Consider the following 15,503-nt stretch of genomic DNA (forward strand, 5'->3'; position numbering starts at 1 on the left):
CAGGGCTCCGGTAAAAAATCAGAACGGTAATTGGAGATCAGGGGCAACACGTTTCAACTGGGCGTGGAACACGTCCTTGATGCGCTGCAACTCAGCCTCGGTATCCGCCTCGAAACGCAGGACCAGCACCGGTGTGGTGTTGGACGCGCGAACCAGGCCCCAGCCTTTGGCGTAATCGACTCGCACACCATCAATGGTGGTCAGGTTGGCGCCTTCGCCCCATTGCGCATCGTGCAGTGCGTCAATGATGCTGAATTTGCTCTCCTCGGTCACATGGATATTGATCTCTGGCGTAGAAATATCATTCGGGAAGGTCTCAAACAGCCCTTGCGCAGTGGATTTTTCCTTGCTGAGGATCTCCAGCAGACGAGCGGCGCTGTAAATGCCGTCGTCAAAACCGAACCAGCGCTCCTTGAAGAATACGTGGCCGCTCATTTCACCGGCCAACAGCGCGCCGGTTTCCTTCATTTTCTTTTTGATCAACGAGTGACCGGTCTTCCACATTAGCGGGCGACCGCCGTATTCCTTGATCAACGGCGTGAGGCGACGGGTGCATTTCACGTCGAAGATGATCTCGGCATTCGGGTTGCGTGCCACCACGTCACGGGCGAACAGCATCAACAGGCGGTCCGGGAACACGATCTCGCCGGTTTCTGTCACTACGCCAACACGGTCGCCGTCGCCGTCGAAGGCCAGGCCCACGTCAGCCCCGGTTTCCTTGACCTTGGCGATCAGGTCCACCAGGTTTTCAGGTTTGCCCGGGTCCGGATGGTGGTTGGGGAAGTGGCCGTCGACGTCGCAGAACAGTGGGATCACTTCGCAGTTCAGGGCTTCGAGCAGCTGCGGGGCGATCACGCCGGCCGCGCCGTTGCCGCAGTCCACCACCACTTTCAAGCGGCGTGCGAGTTTGACGTCGCCGGTGATTTCATCCGAGTAGCGCTGGAGGATGTCGACTTGGGTGATGCTGCCTTTGCCGCTGGTCAGGTCGTTGGTTTTCAAGCGCGTGTGCAGGGCCTGGATCTGTTCGTTGGCGAGGGTGTCGCCAGCGATCACGATCTTGAAACCGTTGTAGTCCGACGGGTTATGGCTGCCGGTGAGCATCACTCCGGATTTGCCGGCCAGTACGTTAGCTGCGTAGTACAGCGCAGGCGTCGGCACCAGGCCGACATCGCTGACGTGGCAGCCGCTGTCGGCCAGGCCCTGGATCAGTTGCTCCACGAGTTCCGGGCCGGACAAGCGCCCGTCGCGACCTACCGAGACGTTGGGCTCACCCTGGGCCAGGCTCTGGGAGCCGATGGCGCGGCCGATCCAGTAGGCGGTTTCGGCGGTCAGGGTCTTGGGCACGACGCCACGAATGTCGTAGGCGCGAAAGATGCTGTCGGGGAATGTCGGGGCTACTCGGGCTGCGGTACTCATCGCGGGGGGAAACTCCATCTGAAAGGGGCAAAGCTGGCCTGAATGTGGCTGACCGGCGGGCTCAAACTGAAGGGTATGACGGCGTTTTTGGCAGAGAGTTCGTGGTGCAAAAGTGCCATCGGCGTGCTGGCGCTGCCTTGGCGATCGCGTAATGCATTGATTCCACTGGGGAAATCTCGCTGATTAAGTCCGCGCATTCTTCGTCCTGAAAAGCCTTGCGGTGGCGTCGGGCCGGACAAGGGGTGTCCGGCCTGATTCAGCTTAGTCAGTGGCTGCCGGAATGCCCAAAACCGCCTGCGCCGCGTTGCGTCTCATCGAACTGTTCTACCAACTCGAAATGCGCCTGCACCACCGGGACGAGTACAAGCTGGGCGATGCGCTCGCCGATGGCGATGTTGAATGCAGTCTGGCCGCGGTTCCAGCACGACACCATCAGCTCGCCCTGGTAATCGGAGTCGATCAGGCCGACCAGGTTGCCCAGCACGATGCCGTGTTTATGGCCCAGGCCGGAGCGCGGCAGGATCAACGCGGCCAGGCCTGGGTCGCCGACGTAAATCGACAGGCCGGTCGGAATCAGGAGGGTCTGGCCCGGTTCAAGGACGGTGTCTTCCTTGAGCATGGCGCGCAGGTCCAGGCCGGCGGAGCCCGGTGTGGCGTAGGCCGGCAGTGGGAATTCGGTGCCGATGCGGGGGTCGAGGATCTTGGCTTGCAAAGCGTGCATGGAAATTAAACCTGGTTCAGCCGTTGGGCGATAAAAGAGATCAGTTGGCGGGCAATCTTGCCCTTGCTGGTCTGGGCGAAAAGGGTGGCGTGCAGGTCGCGGTCGATCACGCTGCAGGCGTTTTCCTCGCTGTTGAAGCCGATGCTCGGGTTGGCGACATCGTTGGCAACGATCAGGTCGAGGTTTTTGTCTTTCAATTTGCGTGCGGCGTAGTCCAGCAGGTGTTCGGTCTCAGCGGCAAAGCCGACGCTGAACGGGCGGTCCGGACGGGTGGCGATGGTGGCCAGAATGTCTGGGTTGCGCACCATTTGCAGGAGCAGGCCGTCACCGCTTGTAGGGTCTTTCTTCAGTTTTTGCGGGGCAACGACTTCCGGGCGGTAATCCGCAACCGCAGCCGAGGCGATGAACAGGTCGCAGGGAATCGCTGCTTCACAGGCCGCCAGCATGTCCCGGGCGCTGACTACGTCGATTCGCGTGACGCGATCCGGGGTCGGCAAATGCACCGGGCCGGTGATCAGGGTGACGCGTGCGCCTGCCTCGACCGCCGCTTCCGCCAAGGCAAAGCCCATTTTTCCTGAGCTATGGTTGGTGATGTAGCGCACCGGGTCGATGTTTTCCTGGGTCGGGCCAGCGGTGATCAGCACGTGCTTGCCGGTCAGGGCCAGGTGCTGGAAGCACTCGGCGGCGCACAGCGCCAGGTCAGTGGCTTCGAGCATGCGGCCCATGCCGACGTCGCCGCAGGCCTGGCTGCCGGACGCCGGGCCGAACACCTTGAGGCCGCGGGTTTGCAGGAGTTGGGTGTTGGCCTGGGTGGCAGGATCGCGCCACATGGCCTGGTTCATGGCCGGGGCAATAGCGACGGTGGCGTCGGTGGCCAGTACCAGGGTGGTCAGCAGGTCATCGGCAATACCCTGGGCGAGACGGGCGATCAGGTCGGCGGTGGCCGGGGCGATCAGCACCAGGTCGGCCCATTTGGCCAGTTCGATATGGCCCATGGCGGCTTCGGCTGCCGGGTCCAGCAGGTCCAGGTGAACCGGGTGGCCGGACAAGGCCTGCATGGTCAATGGCGTGATGAATTCACTGCCACCGCGGGTCATGACCACGCGCACTTCGGCGCCTTGGTCCAGGAGCCTGCGAACCAGTTCTGCGCTCTTGTAGGCGGCAATGCCGCCGCCGACGCCGAGAACGATGCGTTTCCGATACAGACGCTGCATTGGTTTGCCTTTCCAGTTCAGTGATGCCAGTTCAGTGACGCCTGCGATGCCCCCTCCCCAGGGGAAATCACACGCAAAAAAGAGGGCTTACGATAACACAGCGACCGCGAGGCAACAGCGGCGCACGTGGCGCATATGGATGGAATGGGAGCAGGGATGAGTATTCGCGATTGGCCTGTGGCAGAGCGTCCACGGGAGAAACTGTTGGAATGGGGCGCAGCGAGTCTGTCCGACGCCGAACTGCTGGCTATCTTCCTGCGTACCGGGGTTTCCGGGCGCAGCGCGGTCGACTTGGCGCGCCATTTGTTGGCGCAGTTCGGTGGCCTTCGCCCTCTGCTGGAGGCCAGCCAGACGCTGTTCAGCCAGCATTTGGGGCTGGGGCCGGCGAAGTTTGCCCAGTTGCAGGCGGTGTTGGAAATGTCTCGGCGGCACATGGCTGAACGCCTGCGCACTGACTCTGTGCTGGAAAGCCCCTTGGCTGTGCGCGACTACCTCAAGGCGCTGTTACGCCATGAACCCCACGAGATCTTCGGCTGCCTGTTTCTCGACTCAAAACACCGGGTGCTGGGCTTTGAAGCGTTGTTTCAAGGCACCATCGACACCGCCGTTGTTTACCCAAGGCAGGTGGTCAAGCGCGCCCTGGCTTACAACGCCGCGGCATTGATCCTGTGTCACAACCATCCTTCCGGAAGCGTCGAGCCGAGTGCGGCTGATCGAAAATTGACCAATTTGCTGCAAAAAGCCCTGGAAGTCGTGGATGTGCGGGTGCTGGACCACATCATCGTGGGCGATGGCGACCCGTTGTCGATGGCGGAATTCGGCTGGATGTAACCCCGCCCGGTCAGGGCGGGGTTGAGTCTCAAGGCTTGACGCTGACCTTGGAGAAGTCCTGGCGCCCGAATGGGCTCACCTGGTAACCCTCGACATTCTTGCGTGCCAGGGCAAAGGCGGTCGGGTGCGCCAGCGGCAACCACAAGGCCTGCTGCTGGATCTGCGCCTGGGCCTGCTGATACAGCTTGCTGCGCACGCCTTGTTCGCTGGTGGTCTTGCCGGCGCTGATCAGTTTGTCCAGTGCCGGGTCGCAGTAGCGGGCGAAGTTGGTGCCGGATTTGACGGCCGCGCAGGAGAATTGCGGGGTCAGGAAGTTATCCGGGTCGCCGTTGTCGCCAGCCCAGCCCATGAACAGCAGGTCATGTTCGCCGGCCTTGGCGCGGCGAATGAGCTCGCCCCACTCGATCACGCGGATCTCGGCCTGGATGCCGACCTTGGCCAGGTCTGCCTGCAATAGCTGTGCGCCGAGGTTAGGGTTGGGGTTCAGCAGGCTGCCGGTGGGGCGGGTCCAGATCGTGGTCTTGAAGCCATCCTTGAGCCCGGCCCGTTGCAGCAGGGATTTGGCCTTGGCGATGTCCTGTGGATAACCCGGCAAATCCTTGGCGTAGCTCCAAGTATTGGGTGGGTACACGCCATTGGCGGCTTCGGCGGTGCCTTCAAACACGGCTTTGAGGTAGCTGGTTTTGTCGAACGCCAAGTTGATTGCCTGGCGCACTTCCGGCTTGTCCAGCGGCGGGTGCTGGCTGTTGATCGCGACAAACGCGGTCATGAAGGCAGCGGTTTTCTCGACCTTCAGCGCCGGGTCTTTTTCGGCTTCGCCTACATCCAGGGGTTTGGGCGACAGGGCGATCTGGCATTCATCCCGGTGCAGTTTCTGCAGGCGTACGTTGGCGTCGGGGGTGATGGCAAAGATCAAGTTATCCACAGGCGGTTTGCCGGCGAAGTAGTCCGGGTTGGCTTTGTAGCGCACCACGGCGTCTTTCTGGAAGCGCACGAAAACAAAAGGCCCGGTGCCGACTGGCTGACTGTTGAGCTTCTCCGGCGTGCCGGCCTTGAGCAGTTTGTCGGCGTATTCAGCTGGGTAGATCGAGGCGAACCCCATGCTCAGCGCGGCGAGGAAGGTGGAGTCGGCATGGTCGAGGGTAAAGCGCACGGTCAGTGGGTCTAGCGCGTCGATCTTCTTGACCAGTGTCGGCAATTGCAGGGACTGCGCGTGGGGGAAGCCGCTCTGGGCGATCTTGTGCCACGGGTTGGCCGGGTCGAGCATGCGTTCAAAGCTGAAGCGCACGTCTTCGGCGGTCAGGGTGCGGCTTGGGGTGAAATACTCGGTGCGGTGGAATTTCACGTCCGGGTGCAGCTTGAAGGTGTACGTCAGGCCATCCGGCGAAACGTCCCAGCTGTCTGCCAAGCTTGGCACCAGCTTGCCGCTGACGGCGTCGTAGTCCACCAGGCGGTTCATCAGCACGTCGGCCGAGGCGTTGGTGGTGGTCAGCGAGTTGTATTGCACCACATCGAACCCTTCGGGGCTGGCCTCGGTGCAGACGCTCAAATTGGTGGCCGCAAAGGCCGCCGGGGCGATAAATAGAGGGGCAAGCAATAGCGGCAGGGCAGCGAGGCGCATATTCGGTTTCCTTTGCAGATCGAAGGCCCATCTGCGAGTGCAGTCTGGAAAAGTCCTACCGTAGAGGTCTGATTGATAAATGACTAGCCCATTTTTGCCTGTGCTTTTGCCTCAAATGCTGTTTTGATGGCGCCTCAGCGCGTTTCGCTGTGCACTTTTCGGTGCGCGCGGGCGCTGCAAATCATTCTGTGCGACGAGTGGTCGGCTGTGACAGCGGCCCCCAGTGGCAACGGTTCAGGCGTCTGCCGCCGAGATTTACGCCGGTAAAAACTCACGGGCTGTTGTTGCACCGGGGTCTTTCTGGTATAAAGCAGCGCTCTTTTCTAGGGGCCCGGTTCCTTCACTGTAGGTGTAGCCGGTAAGACCCTTAAAGAAACGCGGCGCCTGGCGCCAAATGACTGAGAGATTAAGCGGCCAACCCATGCCGGGTTGGGCATGTGGTTTTAGAGGGCTGAGGCATGTCGAGAGTATGTCAAGTTACCGGTAAGGGTCCGGTGACTGGGAATAACATTTCCCACGCAAATAACAAAACCCGTCGTCGTTTCCTGCCAAACCTGCAGCATCACCGCTTCTGGGTTGAAGAAGAGAAACGTTTTGTCCGTCTGCGCGTATCCGCTAAAGGCATGCGCATCATCGACAAGCGTGGCATCACTGTCGTGCTGGCCGAAATCCGTGCCGCTGGCAAGATCTAAGGAGCTCTATCATGCGTGAATTGATTCGAATGATCTCTAGCGCCGGTACTGGTCACTTCTACACTACCGACAAGAACAAGCGTACTACCCCGGACAAGCTCGAAAAGAAAATGTTCGACCCGCGCGTTCGCAAGCACGTGATCTACAAAGAAGGCAAAATCAAGTAATTGATTTTCCTCCTTGTGAAAAAAAGCCCGTCTCTCACGAGTCGGGCTTTTTTTTGCCTGGAATTTGCCGATCAGGCTTTCTGTTCGAACACCACGTAGATCTTGCGGCACGGCTCCAGCACTTCCCAGGTGCCGCTGAACCCGGCGGGTATCACAAAGCGGTCGCCGGCGCGCAAGGTCTTGGCGTTGCCGTCGGCATCACGCAGCACTGAAACACCCTGCACAATCTCGCAGTACTCGTGCTCGGTGTAATTGACCTTCCATTGCCCGACTTCACCTTCCCACACACCCGCGCTCATCTGGCCGCATGGGCTGTTGTAGTGGTTGTAGAGCGTTTGCTCGGGATCGCCCTTGAGGACTTTTTCGGCGGCAGGGCGGTAGCGCTCTGGGGCGGTGTTGGCTTGGCTGAAGTCGACGATGTCCTGGATGCTCATGTGCGTGTCCCGTCTGGCCTGCGGTTGGAGAGCCCAAAGTCTATGTTTATTAAAATGAACATCGCAAGGGTGTTTACCGGCGTTATGTCAAATATATTGAAACATCCCCAGCCGCTGGTTTAGGGTGGCAGCTGCCTTGAGCCGAACAGCAGGCTGGCCGGGCAAGAATTCTTTGAGGCTGCCGGGGGACATCACCTGGCCCTTTTATTCAATAAGAGGAGGACACTCGCATGACCACCCTGACCCGTGCCGACTGGGAACAACGCGCCAAGGATCTGAAGATCGAAGGCCGCGCCTACATCAATGGCGAGTACACCGCCGCTGTTTCCGGTGACACGTTCGAATGCATCAGCCCGGTCGATGGCCGCCTGCTGGCCACCGTTGCCAGCTGTGACGTTGCCGACGCCCAGCGCGCCGTGGAAAACGCGCGCGCCACCTTCAATTCCGGTGTGTGGTCGCGCCTTGCGCCGGCCAAACGCAAAGCCGTCATGCTGCGTTTCGCGGCGTTGCTCAATGCCAATGCCGAAGAGCTGGCGCTGCTCGAAACCCTGGACATGGGCAAGCCGATCAGCGACTCCCTCGGCATCGACGTCCCCGGCGCAGCCAACGCGCTGAGCTGGAGCGGCGAGGCCATCGACAAGATCTACGACGAAGTTGCCGCTACCCCGCACAACCAGTTGGGCCTCGTGACCCGTGAGCCGGTCGGCGTGGTGGGCGCCATCGTGCCGTGGAACTTCCCCCTGATGATGGCCTGCTGGAAACTTGGCCCGGCGCTGTCCACCGGTAACTCGGTGATCCTCAAACCGTCCGAAAAATCCCCGCTGACCGCCATCCGTATCGCGGCCCTGGCGGTTGAAGCCGGCATTCCAAAAGGCGTACTGAACGTGCTGCCGGGTTACGGCCACACCGTGGGCAATGCGCTGGCGGTGCACATGGACGTCGACACTCTGGTGTTCACCGGTTCGACCAAGATCGCCAAGCAGCTGTTGATCCGCTCCGGTGAGTCGAACATGAAGCGCGTGTGGCTGGAAGCGGGCGGCAAGAGCCCGAACATCGTGTTCGCCGATGCCCCGGACCTGCAAGCTGCCGCAGAATCCGCCGCTGGCGCGATTGCGTTCAACCAGGGCGAAGTCTGCACTGCCGGCTCGCGCTTGCTCGTCGAGCGCTCCATCAAGGACACATTCCTGCCGCTGGTGATCGAGGCCCTCAAGGGCTGGAAGCCGGGCAACCCGCTGGACCCGGCGACCAACGTCGGCGCCCTGGTGGACACCCAGCAGATGAACACGGTGCTGTCGTACATCGAGGCGGGCCACGCCGACGGCGCCAAGCTGGTGGCTGGCGGCAAGCGCACGCTGGAAGAAACCGGTGGCACTTACGTCGAACCGACGATTTTCGACGGCGTGACCAACGCCATGAAGATCGCCCAGGAAGAGATCTTCGGCCCGGTACTGTCGGTGATCACCTTCGACACGGCTGAAGAAGCTGTCGCCATTGCCAACGACACTGTCTATGGCCTGGCCGCTGCAGTGTGGACGTCGAACATCTCCAAGGCGCACCTGACCGCCAAGGCCTTGCGCGCCGGTAGCGTGTGGGTCAACCAGTACGACGGCGGCGACATGACCGCACCGTTTGGTGGCTTCAAGCAGTCGGGTAACGGTCGCGACAAGTCGCTGCACGCGTTCGACAAGTACACCGAGCTGAAGTCGACCTGGATCAAACTGTAAGCAACAGCACTGATCCCCTGTAGGAGCGAGCCTGTGTGGGAGCTGGCTTGCCTGCGATAGCATCACCGAGGTGTGACTGACACACCGAGGTGCCTGCATCGCGGGCAAGCCCGGCTCCCACACAAGCTCGCTCCTACAGTTCGTTTACAACCCTGAAAATACTCCACAGGAGCGTGGAAATGCGTTGGGCGACCTATTTCGCCGTGCTGGCCTCGGTGCTCAGCGTCGGCCTGGCCCTGGGCGTGAGCATGCCGCTGGTGTCCCTGCGCCTCGAAGGCTGGGGCTATGGTAGTTTCGCCATCGGCGTGATGGCGGCCATGCCAGCTTTTGGCGTACTGCTGGGGGCCAAGGTTTCCAGCCGGATGGCCTCATGGCTGGGCACCGCCAACCTGATGCGGTTGTGCCTCTGGGCCGGCGCCGTGTCCATCGGCTTGTTGGCAATCTTGCCCAGTTACCCGGTGTGGCTGGTGCTGCGGCTGATGATCGGCGTGATCCTGACCATCGTGTTTATCCTCGGTGAAAGCTGGATCAACCAACTGGTGGTGGAGCAGTGGCGTGGCCGTTTGGTGGCGCTGTATGGCTGCAGTTATGCCTTGAGCCAATTGTCGGGGCCTTTGCTGCTGGGCGTGCTGGGCACCGACCATGATTATGGGTTCTGGGTGGGCGTGGGCTTGCTGATGGTTGCGCCGCTGTTGCTGTTGGGCCGTTCCGGCGCACCGACGGCCGAGTCCTTCAGCGTGACGTTCGGCGACCTGTGGCGCTTTTGCCTGAGCCTGCCGGCGATTGCCTGGGCCGTGGCGTTGTTCGCCGCGTTCGAAGCGATGATTCTCACGCTGCTGCCGGTGTATTGCCTGCAACAGGGCTTTACCGCCGAGATCGCCTTGGCGATGGTCAGCACGGTGGTGGTCGGCGATGCACTGCTGCAATTGCCGATCGGTGCGCTGGCCGATTACTTGCCACGCCGCACGTTGTTCTTGAGCTGTGCGGTGTTGCTGCTCGCGTCGAGCCTGGCGATTCCGCTGGCGTTGCACAGCGTGCTGATCTGGCCCGTGTGGGTGATCTTCGGGGCCAGCGCGGGTGGGTTGTTCACCTTGTCGTTGATTCTGATCGGCGAGCGCTACCGCGACGATGCGCTGGTGCGCGCCAACGCTCACATCGCGCAGCTGTGGGGGATTGGCTGCCTGATCGGGCCACTGGTGGCGGGTGCTGGCAGCCAATGGATCAGCGGGCACGCGCTGCCGTTGTTGATGGCGGCTGGCGCGCTGGGGCTGGTGGTGCTGTTGCTGCGCCAAGGTGCATTTGGCGCCGCCCAACCGGCCTGACCTTGAAAGGTAATCAACTGTGGCAGCTGGCTTGCGTCCACAGTTGATTTTCATCGCGCCTAAAGCATGCGCTCCAGGCCGACGCTGGTGGCAAACCAGGCATTGAACCTGCGCCACCAACTGCCCGGTTCGCGGGTCAGGGTGTGCAATTGGCCGTTGTCTTCAGTCACCCACACTACCTGGCCGTCCTGCAGCTTGGCCTCGTAGCTCAAGGCGGGCGCCATGCCTTGCAGTGCCAGGTTGCGCACGTGTTCTGCCAGCTCCGGGCTGTCCACCAGCACGCCGACTTCGGTATTCCACAGCACCGAGCGTGGGTCGAAGTTGAACGAACCGATAAACGACTTCTCCCGATCAAAGATCATTGCCTTGCTGTGCAGGCTGGAGTCCGAGCCATGGAAGGCGCCTCGGCGAAACAGGTGCGGGCCGCTGCCTGCGCTGGGGTCGCCCGGCTGGCGGCGCAGTTCGTAAAGCTTCACGCCGTGCTCCAGCAACGCCTTGCGATAGGGCGCATAGCCTCCGTGTACCGCCGGCACGTCGGTGGCCTCCAGCGAATTGGTCAGCAGGCTCACCGACACGCCCGCATCCGCCCGGCCGGTGAGGTACACCAGCCCGGGTTGCCCTGGCACAAAGTACGCCGAGATCATGATCAGCTCGTGGTTGACGCCTTCCAGTTCCGGCGCCAATTGCGTGGTCAGCAACAGGTGCGGGTCCGGCTCGGCCGTGGCCAGTACCTTGCTCGGCGCATCCCACAGCGCCTGGTTCCAGGCCCAGATCAGCTCGCGGCGCCAGATGTCCATTCGCGGTTGGGTCTTGTAGGTGCGCAAGCGGTTGTACAGCGCATGGTTTTGCTGGCGCGAGTCGGCCAGCGACGCCTCTAGGCGGACGCGCGCAGCGGTGAGGTCGCCTTTGGATGGCAAGTTGGAGACGAACTCATCGATAGGCTTGCTCAGGGCGCTGTTCCAGTACTGGTCGAAACTGTGCCCGAGCTGCTCGGCCACTGGCCCGACGCTGAGCATGTCGATATCGGTGAAGTTCAGGTTGGGCTCGGCGTCGAAATACTCATCGCCCAAATTGCGCCCGCCGACGATGGCCACACTGTTGTCCGCCAGCCACAGTTTGTTGTGCATGCGCCGGTGTTGCAGTGACAGGTTGAACAGGCGTCCCATGGCCCGCGTCACGCCGGTGCTGCGCCCCAAGTGCAGCGGGTTGAACAGGCGAATCTCGATCTTGGGGTGGGCGGCGAGAGTGGCGATGATTTGGTCGAGGCCATCGCTGGTGGTGTCGTCCAGCAGGATGCGGATGCGCACGCCGCGGTCGGCAGCCTTGAGCAGTTCGTCCACGAGCATGCGGGTGCTGATGCCGTCGTGGACGATGTAGTACTGCAGGTCGAGGCTGGTCTGGGCATTGCGGATCAGCTCGGCGCGGGCCATGAAGGCCTCGCTGCTGTTGGGCAGCAGGCGAAAGCCGGAGCGGCCCTGATAGGGTGCCGCTTGCGCCTGGATCGAGCGGCCGAAGGATGATTGCGCAGCGGGCAAGGCGTCGCTGGGAATGCGCGGCACATCGGTCGTGGCGCAGCCGCCCAGAGCCAGGGCGCCCAGCAGGAAAAACGGTAAAAGCCGTCGGATCATCAAGGGCGCTGCTTCCAGGTCAGGGCGGTTGTGGGCATATGACGGCTATTTCCCGTGAAAGGTCAGTCCGCCGCCTCGGCCAGCATCCTGGTGGCGGCGACCCCGACCTTGCGCACGGCTTCTTCGATCTGCGGGGTCGGCTTGGCAGCGTAGTTCATGCGCAGGCAGTTCCGGTATTTGCCCGACGCCGAAAAGATGCTGCCTACGGCCACCTGGACGCCTTGTTCCACCAGCAAGCGGTTGAGCTTGAGGGTGTCAAAACCCTCCGGTAGCTCGATCCACAGCATGAAGCTGCCTTGCGGACGGCTGGCGCGGGTGCCAGCGGGGAAATAGCGGCTGACCCAATCGAGCATCAAGTCGCGATTGCGCTGGTATTGCGTGCGCATCCGGCGCAAGTGCGGTTCGAAATGACCGTTCTTGAGGAATTCGGCAATCGCGATCTGCGGCTGTGTGGCTGTTGAGCCGGTGCTGATGTATTTCATGTGCAGCACCCGTTCCAGGTACCGCCCCGGTGCGACCCAGCCGATACGCAGCCCGGGCGCGAGGGTCTTCGAGAACGAGCTGCACAGCAGCACGCGGCCGTCTTCGTCGAAGGATTTGATCGTGCGCGGGCGTGGGTAGCTGTAGGCCAGTTCGCCATACACATCGTCTTCGATGATCGCCACGTCGAAGCGCTGGGCCAGGGTCAACAGCGCCCGCTTGCGCGCCTCGGGCATGATGTAACCGAGCGGGTTGTTGCAGTTGGGCGTCAGCTGGATGACTTTGATCGGCCATTGTTCCAGGGCCAATTCCAAGGCTTCGAGGCTGATCCCGGTGATGGGGTCGGTGGGGATTTCCAGGGCTTTCATGCCCAGGCCCTTGAGGGTTTGCATGGCGCCGTGGAAGCTCGGCGAGTCCACCGCGACGATATCGCCCGGCTCGCAAATGGCATGGATGCTCGCGGACAGCGCCTCGTGGCAGCCGGTGGTCACCACAATGTCTTCGGCGGTGAGTTGGCAACCGGAATCCAGAGACAGCCGGGCGATTTGCTCACGCAGTTCCATACAGCCAAGGATATTGTCGTAATACAGCCCCGGCAGATCCTGGCGGCGGCTGACCCTCGCCAGGCTGCGCAGCAGCGGTTTGAGGGTGGGCGACAGCACATCCGGCATGCCCCGGCCCATCTGTATGACGTCTTTGCGCGGCACGGCGCGAATCAGTTCAAGCACCTGGTCCCACTGGGAGATTTCCACCGGGCGCTGGGCGGGGCGACCCACTTCGGGCAGGGCCGGCAGCTCGCGCCCCACGGGCACAAAATAGCCGGACTTGGGCTTGGGCATTGCCAGGCCGTTATCTTCGAGCAAACGATAGGCCTGCTGCACGGTGCTCAGGCTCACCCCGTGTTCCACACTCAACGCCCGTACGGAGGGCAAGCGATCGCCGGGGCGATAGAAGCCCTGTTCGATGCGCGTGCCCAACAATTCGGCGAGGTTGACGTAAAGGGTCATGGCGTTCGCTCCCGGCGGACCAGTACAGATAGGGCAAAAATACAGGATTCAGGCGTCGATAGGCAGTGTCTGTATGGATTTAATAAGGAAGGGTTGGATCTGTAATGGTTTTGCCCGCTCGCGCACTCTAGTCACTCATGGCAACACGTAAATGAGGGGCAGCAAAATGAGCGGCATGAGCGATGTGCGGTTGGCATTACACAGTCAGGAGTTGGACGCGGGGCAGGAGCGCGCCATGTCGGCGCCGAGCCACAGCCGCTGGGGCGTGTTCTGGCACCGTCGTCATTCCCGCAAGGCGTTGCTGACCCTGACCTGCGAGCAGTTGCGCGACATCGGGCTGACCGCCGAACAGGCGCGTCGGGAAGGCGTGAAGCCCTTCTGGCGCGGCTGATTCACAGCCACTCTTTGAGACGGTGCCAGAGCATCCCAAAGGCCAGCAAAGGCGAGCGCAAGTGCTTGCCGCCAGGGAACGTGATGTGTGGCACCTGGGCAAAGAGATCGAAACGACCCTGTTGCTGGCCGCTGATGGCTTCGGCCAGCAGTTTGCCGGCCAGGTGCGTGGCATTGAGGCCATGGCCTGCATAGGCTTGGGCGTAATACACGTTGGGTTGGTCCGCCAGCCGGCCTATCTGCGGCAAACGGTTGGCGCCGATGCCGATCATGCCGCCCCACTGATAGTCGATTTTAACCTCGGCCAGCTGCGGGAATACCTTGAGCATTTTCGGCCGCATGTAGGCGCCGATGTCCAGCGGGTCGCGTCCGGAATAGTGGCAGGCGCCGCCGAACAACAGGCGGCGGTCGGCGGAAAGCCGGAAGTAATCCACCGTCACGCGTTGGTCACACACGGCCATGTTTTGCGGCAGCAAGTGGGCGGCCTGTGCTTCGCTCAATGGCTCGGTGGCGATGATGTAACTGCCGGCGGGCAGTACTTTGCCGCTGAGCTGGGCGTTCAGGCCATTGAGGTAGGCGTTGCAGGCCAGCACCAGGGTCTTGGCGCGCACATTGCCCAGCGCCGTGTGCACGTTGACCTCGGGGCCGTAGTCGATGCGCGTCACTTCGGACTGTTCAAACAACTTCGCGCCCAACTGTTGGGCGACGGCTGCTTCACCGAGCGCCAGGTTCAGCGGGTGCAGGTGGCCGGAGCCCATGTCGATCATGCCGCCCACGTAGCGTTCGGAGCCGATGACGCTGCTCATTTCGCCCGCCTGCAGCAACCGCACCTCATGGCGATAACCGAGGCTGCGCAGTTCTTCGGCATCGTCGGCGAGGCCCGCGAGGTCGCGCGGTTTGTTGGCGAGGTCGCAGTAGCCCCAAGTCAGGTCGCAGGGGATCTGGTAGCGCTCAATGCGCTCGCGCACGATTTCCACCGCTTCCAGGCCCATCAACTTCATCTGGCGCACGCCGTCGGTGCCGATCACATTGGCGAACTGGTCCAGGCCATGGCCGACGCCGCGAATCAACTGGCCGCCGTTACGCCCGCTGGCGCCCCAGCCGATCCTGCGCGCTTCCAGCAACACCACGCTGAAGCCACGTTCGGCCAGCTCCAGGGCGGTGTTAAGCCCCGAATAACCGCCGCCAATCACGCACACATCGGCGCGCACTTCGCCCGTCAACACCGGGTAATCGGGTTGCGGCACGCTGCTGGCGGCGTAGTAGGAAGCGGTGTGCCGGGCGCTGGCGGTCATGGGGAGGCTCCCTGTTTGGAAAATTTGACGCAGGATACAGCGGTCGGACGAAGCTGTCTGCGCAGGGCTTTTTGCGGCAGAATCCACACTTATTCGCCGTTCGGTATGTGTTTCGATGAGTTGCAACAGTCAGAAAATCAGCGCCCTGCGCCGACAGATTCCTTCGTTCGAGTGTGTCCCCGGTTGCCACGACTGCTGTGGGCCGGTGACTACTTCGCCCGAGGAAATGTCGCGCCTGCCGCGCAAGACGGCTGCCGAGCAGGACGCGGCCATGGATGAGCTGAACTGTGTGCACCTGGGCCCCAACGGCTGCACGGTGTACGACGAGCGGCCGCTGATCTGTCGGTTGTTCGGCACTACCAAGACGTTGCCATGCCCCAATGGCCGCGGGCCGGTGGAGCTGATTCACCCTCGGGTGGAGAAGCAGATTCATGAATACATGGCGAGTACACGGCAGGTGCTGGTTTAACGCGGTCAATGGGGGAGCTGGCTTGCCTGCGAAAGCGGTGTGCCAGGCCCCGTGTGCTGACTGATTCACCGCCATCGCAGGCAAGCCAGCTC

The 15,503-nt window shown here is 61.9% G+C and carries 14 protein-coding genes and 1 pseudogene; 7 read left to right on the forward strand and 8 right to left on the reverse strand.

The window, feature by feature from the left end:
* Positions 1–18: 18 nt before the first annotated feature.
* From WBB95_RS27220 to coaBC, 3 genes and pseudogenes are all read right to left on the reverse strand, one after another.
* Positions 19–1,434, reverse strand: a pseudogene (locus WBB95_RS27220) (phosphomannomutase/phosphoglucomutase); the annotation flags it as partial.
* A gap of 247 nt (positions 1,435–1,681) precedes the next feature.
* Entirely contained in the window at positions 1,682–2,137 is a 456-nt protein-coding gene (dut, locus tag WBB95_RS27225; protein WP_424490390.1) for a dUTP diphosphatase, read from the reverse strand.
* Between the two features lie 5 nt (positions 2,138–2,142).
* On the reverse strand, positions 2,143–3,351 hold the full coding sequence (gene coaBC / locus WBB95_RS27230) for a bifunctional phosphopantothenoylcysteine decarboxylase/phosphopantothenate--cysteine ligase CoaBC (protein ID WP_154741350.1): 1,209 nt from the start codon (positions 3,349–3,351) through the stop codon (positions 2,143–2,145).
* A 156-nt stretch (positions 3,352–3,507) separates the two neighbouring features.
* Between coaBC and radC the strand changes: the two genes are divergently transcribed.
* Complete coding sequence (gene radC, locus WBB95_RS27235) at positions 3,508–4,182, forward strand: RadC family protein (RefSeq protein ID WP_424490391.1); 675 nt, start codon at positions 3,508–3,510, stop codon at positions 4,180–4,182.
* 28 nt (positions 4,183–4,210) lie between these two features.
* Here the strand turns inward: radC and WBB95_RS27240 are convergent, their stop codons facing one another.
* On the reverse strand, positions 4,211–5,803 hold the full coding sequence (locus WBB95_RS27240; protein WP_424490392.1) for an ABC transporter substrate-binding protein: 1,593 nt from the start codon (positions 5,801–5,803) through the stop codon (positions 4,211–4,213).
* Between the two features lie 458 nt (positions 5,804–6,261).
* Between WBB95_RS27240 and rpmB the strand changes: the two genes are divergently transcribed.
* Positions 6,262–6,495 carry a 50S ribosomal protein L28 gene (gene rpmB / locus WBB95_RS27245; RefSeq protein WP_003176907.1) on the forward strand — a complete coding sequence of 78 codons (234 nt, stop codon included), beginning with the start codon at positions 6,262–6,264 and terminating at the stop codon, positions 6,493–6,495.
* 11 nt (positions 6,496–6,506) lie between these two features.
* Complete coding sequence (gene rpmG, locus WBB95_RS27250) at positions 6,507–6,662, forward strand: 50S ribosomal protein L33 (RefSeq protein WP_003176906.1); 156 nt, start codon at positions 6,507–6,509, stop codon at positions 6,660–6,662.
* Positions 6,663–6,733: 71 nt separating this feature from the next.
* On the opposite strand, the gene WBB95_RS27255 is transcribed toward rpmG, so the two are convergent.
* Positions 6,734–7,096: a cupin domain-containing protein gene (locus tag WBB95_RS27255; RefSeq protein ID WP_119737234.1), complete on the reverse strand. Its 363-nt coding sequence runs from the start codon at positions 7,094–7,096 to the stop codon at positions 6,734–6,736.
* A gap of 230 nt (positions 7,097–7,326) precedes the next feature.
* On the opposite strand from WBB95_RS27255, the gene WBB95_RS27260 reads away from it, so the two are divergent.
* The gene (locus WBB95_RS27260) at positions 7,327–8,820 is read left to right on the forward strand and encodes an aldehyde dehydrogenase (RefSeq protein WP_424490393.1); all 1,494 of its coding nucleotides are present in this window, start codon (positions 7,327–7,329) and stop codon (positions 8,818–8,820) included.
* 179 nt (positions 8,821–8,999) lie between these two features.
* Complete coding sequence (locus WBB95_RS27265) at positions 9,000–10,142, forward strand: MFS transporter (RefSeq protein ID WP_424490394.1); 1,143 nt, start codon at positions 9,000–9,002, stop codon at positions 10,140–10,142.
* Between the two features lie 59 nt (positions 10,143–10,201).
* Here WBB95_RS27265 and WBB95_RS27270 read toward each other — a convergent pair whose 3' ends face one another.
* Both WBB95_RS27270 and WBB95_RS27275 read right to left on the reverse strand, forming a co-directional pair.
* Complete coding sequence (locus tag WBB95_RS27270) at positions 10,202–11,770, reverse strand: phospholipase D family protein (RefSeq protein ID WP_424490395.1); 1,569 nt, start codon at positions 11,768–11,770, stop codon at positions 10,202–10,204.
* A 62-nt stretch (positions 11,771–11,832) separates the two neighbouring features.
* Positions 11,833–13,257, reverse strand: coding sequence for a PLP-dependent aminotransferase family protein (locus tag WBB95_RS27275; protein WP_424490396.1), 1,425 nt, complete (start codon positions 13,255–13,257; stop codon positions 11,833–11,835).
* 166 nt (positions 13,258–13,423) lie between these two features.
* On the opposite strand from WBB95_RS27275, the gene WBB95_RS27280 reads away from it, so the two are divergent.
* The gene (locus WBB95_RS27280) at positions 13,424–13,648 is read left to right on the forward strand and encodes a DUF1127 domain-containing protein (protein ID WP_424490399.1); all 225 of its coding nucleotides are present in this window, start codon (positions 13,424–13,426) and stop codon (positions 13,646–13,648) included.
* 1 nt (position 13,649) lies between these two features.
* Here WBB95_RS27280 and WBB95_RS27285 read toward each other — a convergent pair whose 3' ends face one another.
* Complete coding sequence (locus WBB95_RS27285) at positions 13,650–14,942, reverse strand: NAD(P)/FAD-dependent oxidoreductase (protein ID WP_424490397.1); 1,293 nt, start codon at positions 14,940–14,942, stop codon at positions 13,650–13,652.
* 115 nt (positions 14,943–15,057) lie between these two features.
* Between WBB95_RS27285 and WBB95_RS27290 the strand changes: the two genes are divergently transcribed.
* Positions 15,058–15,411, forward strand: a complete 354-nt coding sequence (locus WBB95_RS27290; RefSeq protein ID WP_003176897.1) for a YkgJ family cysteine cluster protein — start codon at positions 15,058–15,060, stop codon at positions 15,409–15,411.
* Positions 15,412–15,503: the final 92 nt, after the last annotated feature.

Source organism: Pseudomonas sp., assembly GCF_049645325.1.
GTDB lineage: Bacteria > Pseudomonadota > Gammaproteobacteria > Pseudomonadales > Pseudomonadaceae > Aquipseudomonas.

Coding starts and splice junctions, on each gene's coding strand:
- rpmB (WP_003176907.1), top strand. CDS start 6,262: ATGTCGAGAGTATGTCAAGTTACCGGTAAGGGTCCGGTGACTGGGAAT.
- radC (WP_424490391.1), top strand. CDS start 3,508: ATGAGTATTCGCGATTGGCCTGTGGCAGAGCGTCCACGGGAGAAACTG.
- WBB95_RS27255 (WP_119737234.1), bottom strand. CDS start 7,096: ATGAGCATCCAGGACATCGTCGACTTCAGCCAAGCCAACACCGCCCCA.
- dut (WP_424490390.1), bottom strand. CDS start 2,137: ATGCACGCTTTGCAAGCCAAGATCCTCGACCCCCGCATCGGCACCGAA.
- WBB95_RS27285 (WP_424490397.1), bottom strand. CDS start 14,942: ATGACCGCCAGCGCCCGGCACACCGCTTCCTACTACGCCGCCAGCAGC.
- WBB95_RS27290 (WP_003176897.1), top strand. CDS start 15,058: ATGAGTTGCAACAGTCAGAAAATCAGCGCCCTGCGCCGACAGATTCCT.
- WBB95_RS27280 (WP_424490399.1), top strand. CDS start 13,424: ATGAGCGGCATGAGCGATGTGCGGTTGGCATTACACAGTCAGGAGTTG.
- WBB95_RS27240 (WP_424490392.1), bottom strand. CDS start 5,803: ATGCGCCTCGCTGCCCTGCCGCTATTGCTTGCCCCTCTATTTATCGCC.
- coaBC (WP_154741350.1), bottom strand. CDS start 3,351: ATGCAGCGTCTGTATCGGAAACGCATCGTTCTCGGCGTCGGCGGCGGC.
- WBB95_RS27260 (WP_424490393.1), top strand. CDS start 7,327: ATGACCACCCTGACCCGTGCCGACTGGGAACAACGCGCCAAGGATCTG.
- WBB95_RS27265 (WP_424490394.1), top strand. CDS start 9,000: ATGCGTTGGGCGACCTATTTCGCCGTGCTGGCCTCGGTGCTCAGCGTC.
- WBB95_RS27270 (WP_424490395.1), bottom strand. CDS start 11,770: ATGATCCGACGGCTTTTACCGTTTTTCCTGCTGGGCGCCCTGGCTCTG.
- rpmG (WP_003176906.1), top strand. CDS start 6,507: ATGCGTGAATTGATTCGAATGATCTCTAGCGCCGGTACTGGTCACTTC.
- WBB95_RS27275 (WP_424490396.1), bottom strand. CDS start 13,257: ATGACCCTTTACGTCAACCTCGCCGAATTGTTGGGCACGCGCATCGAA.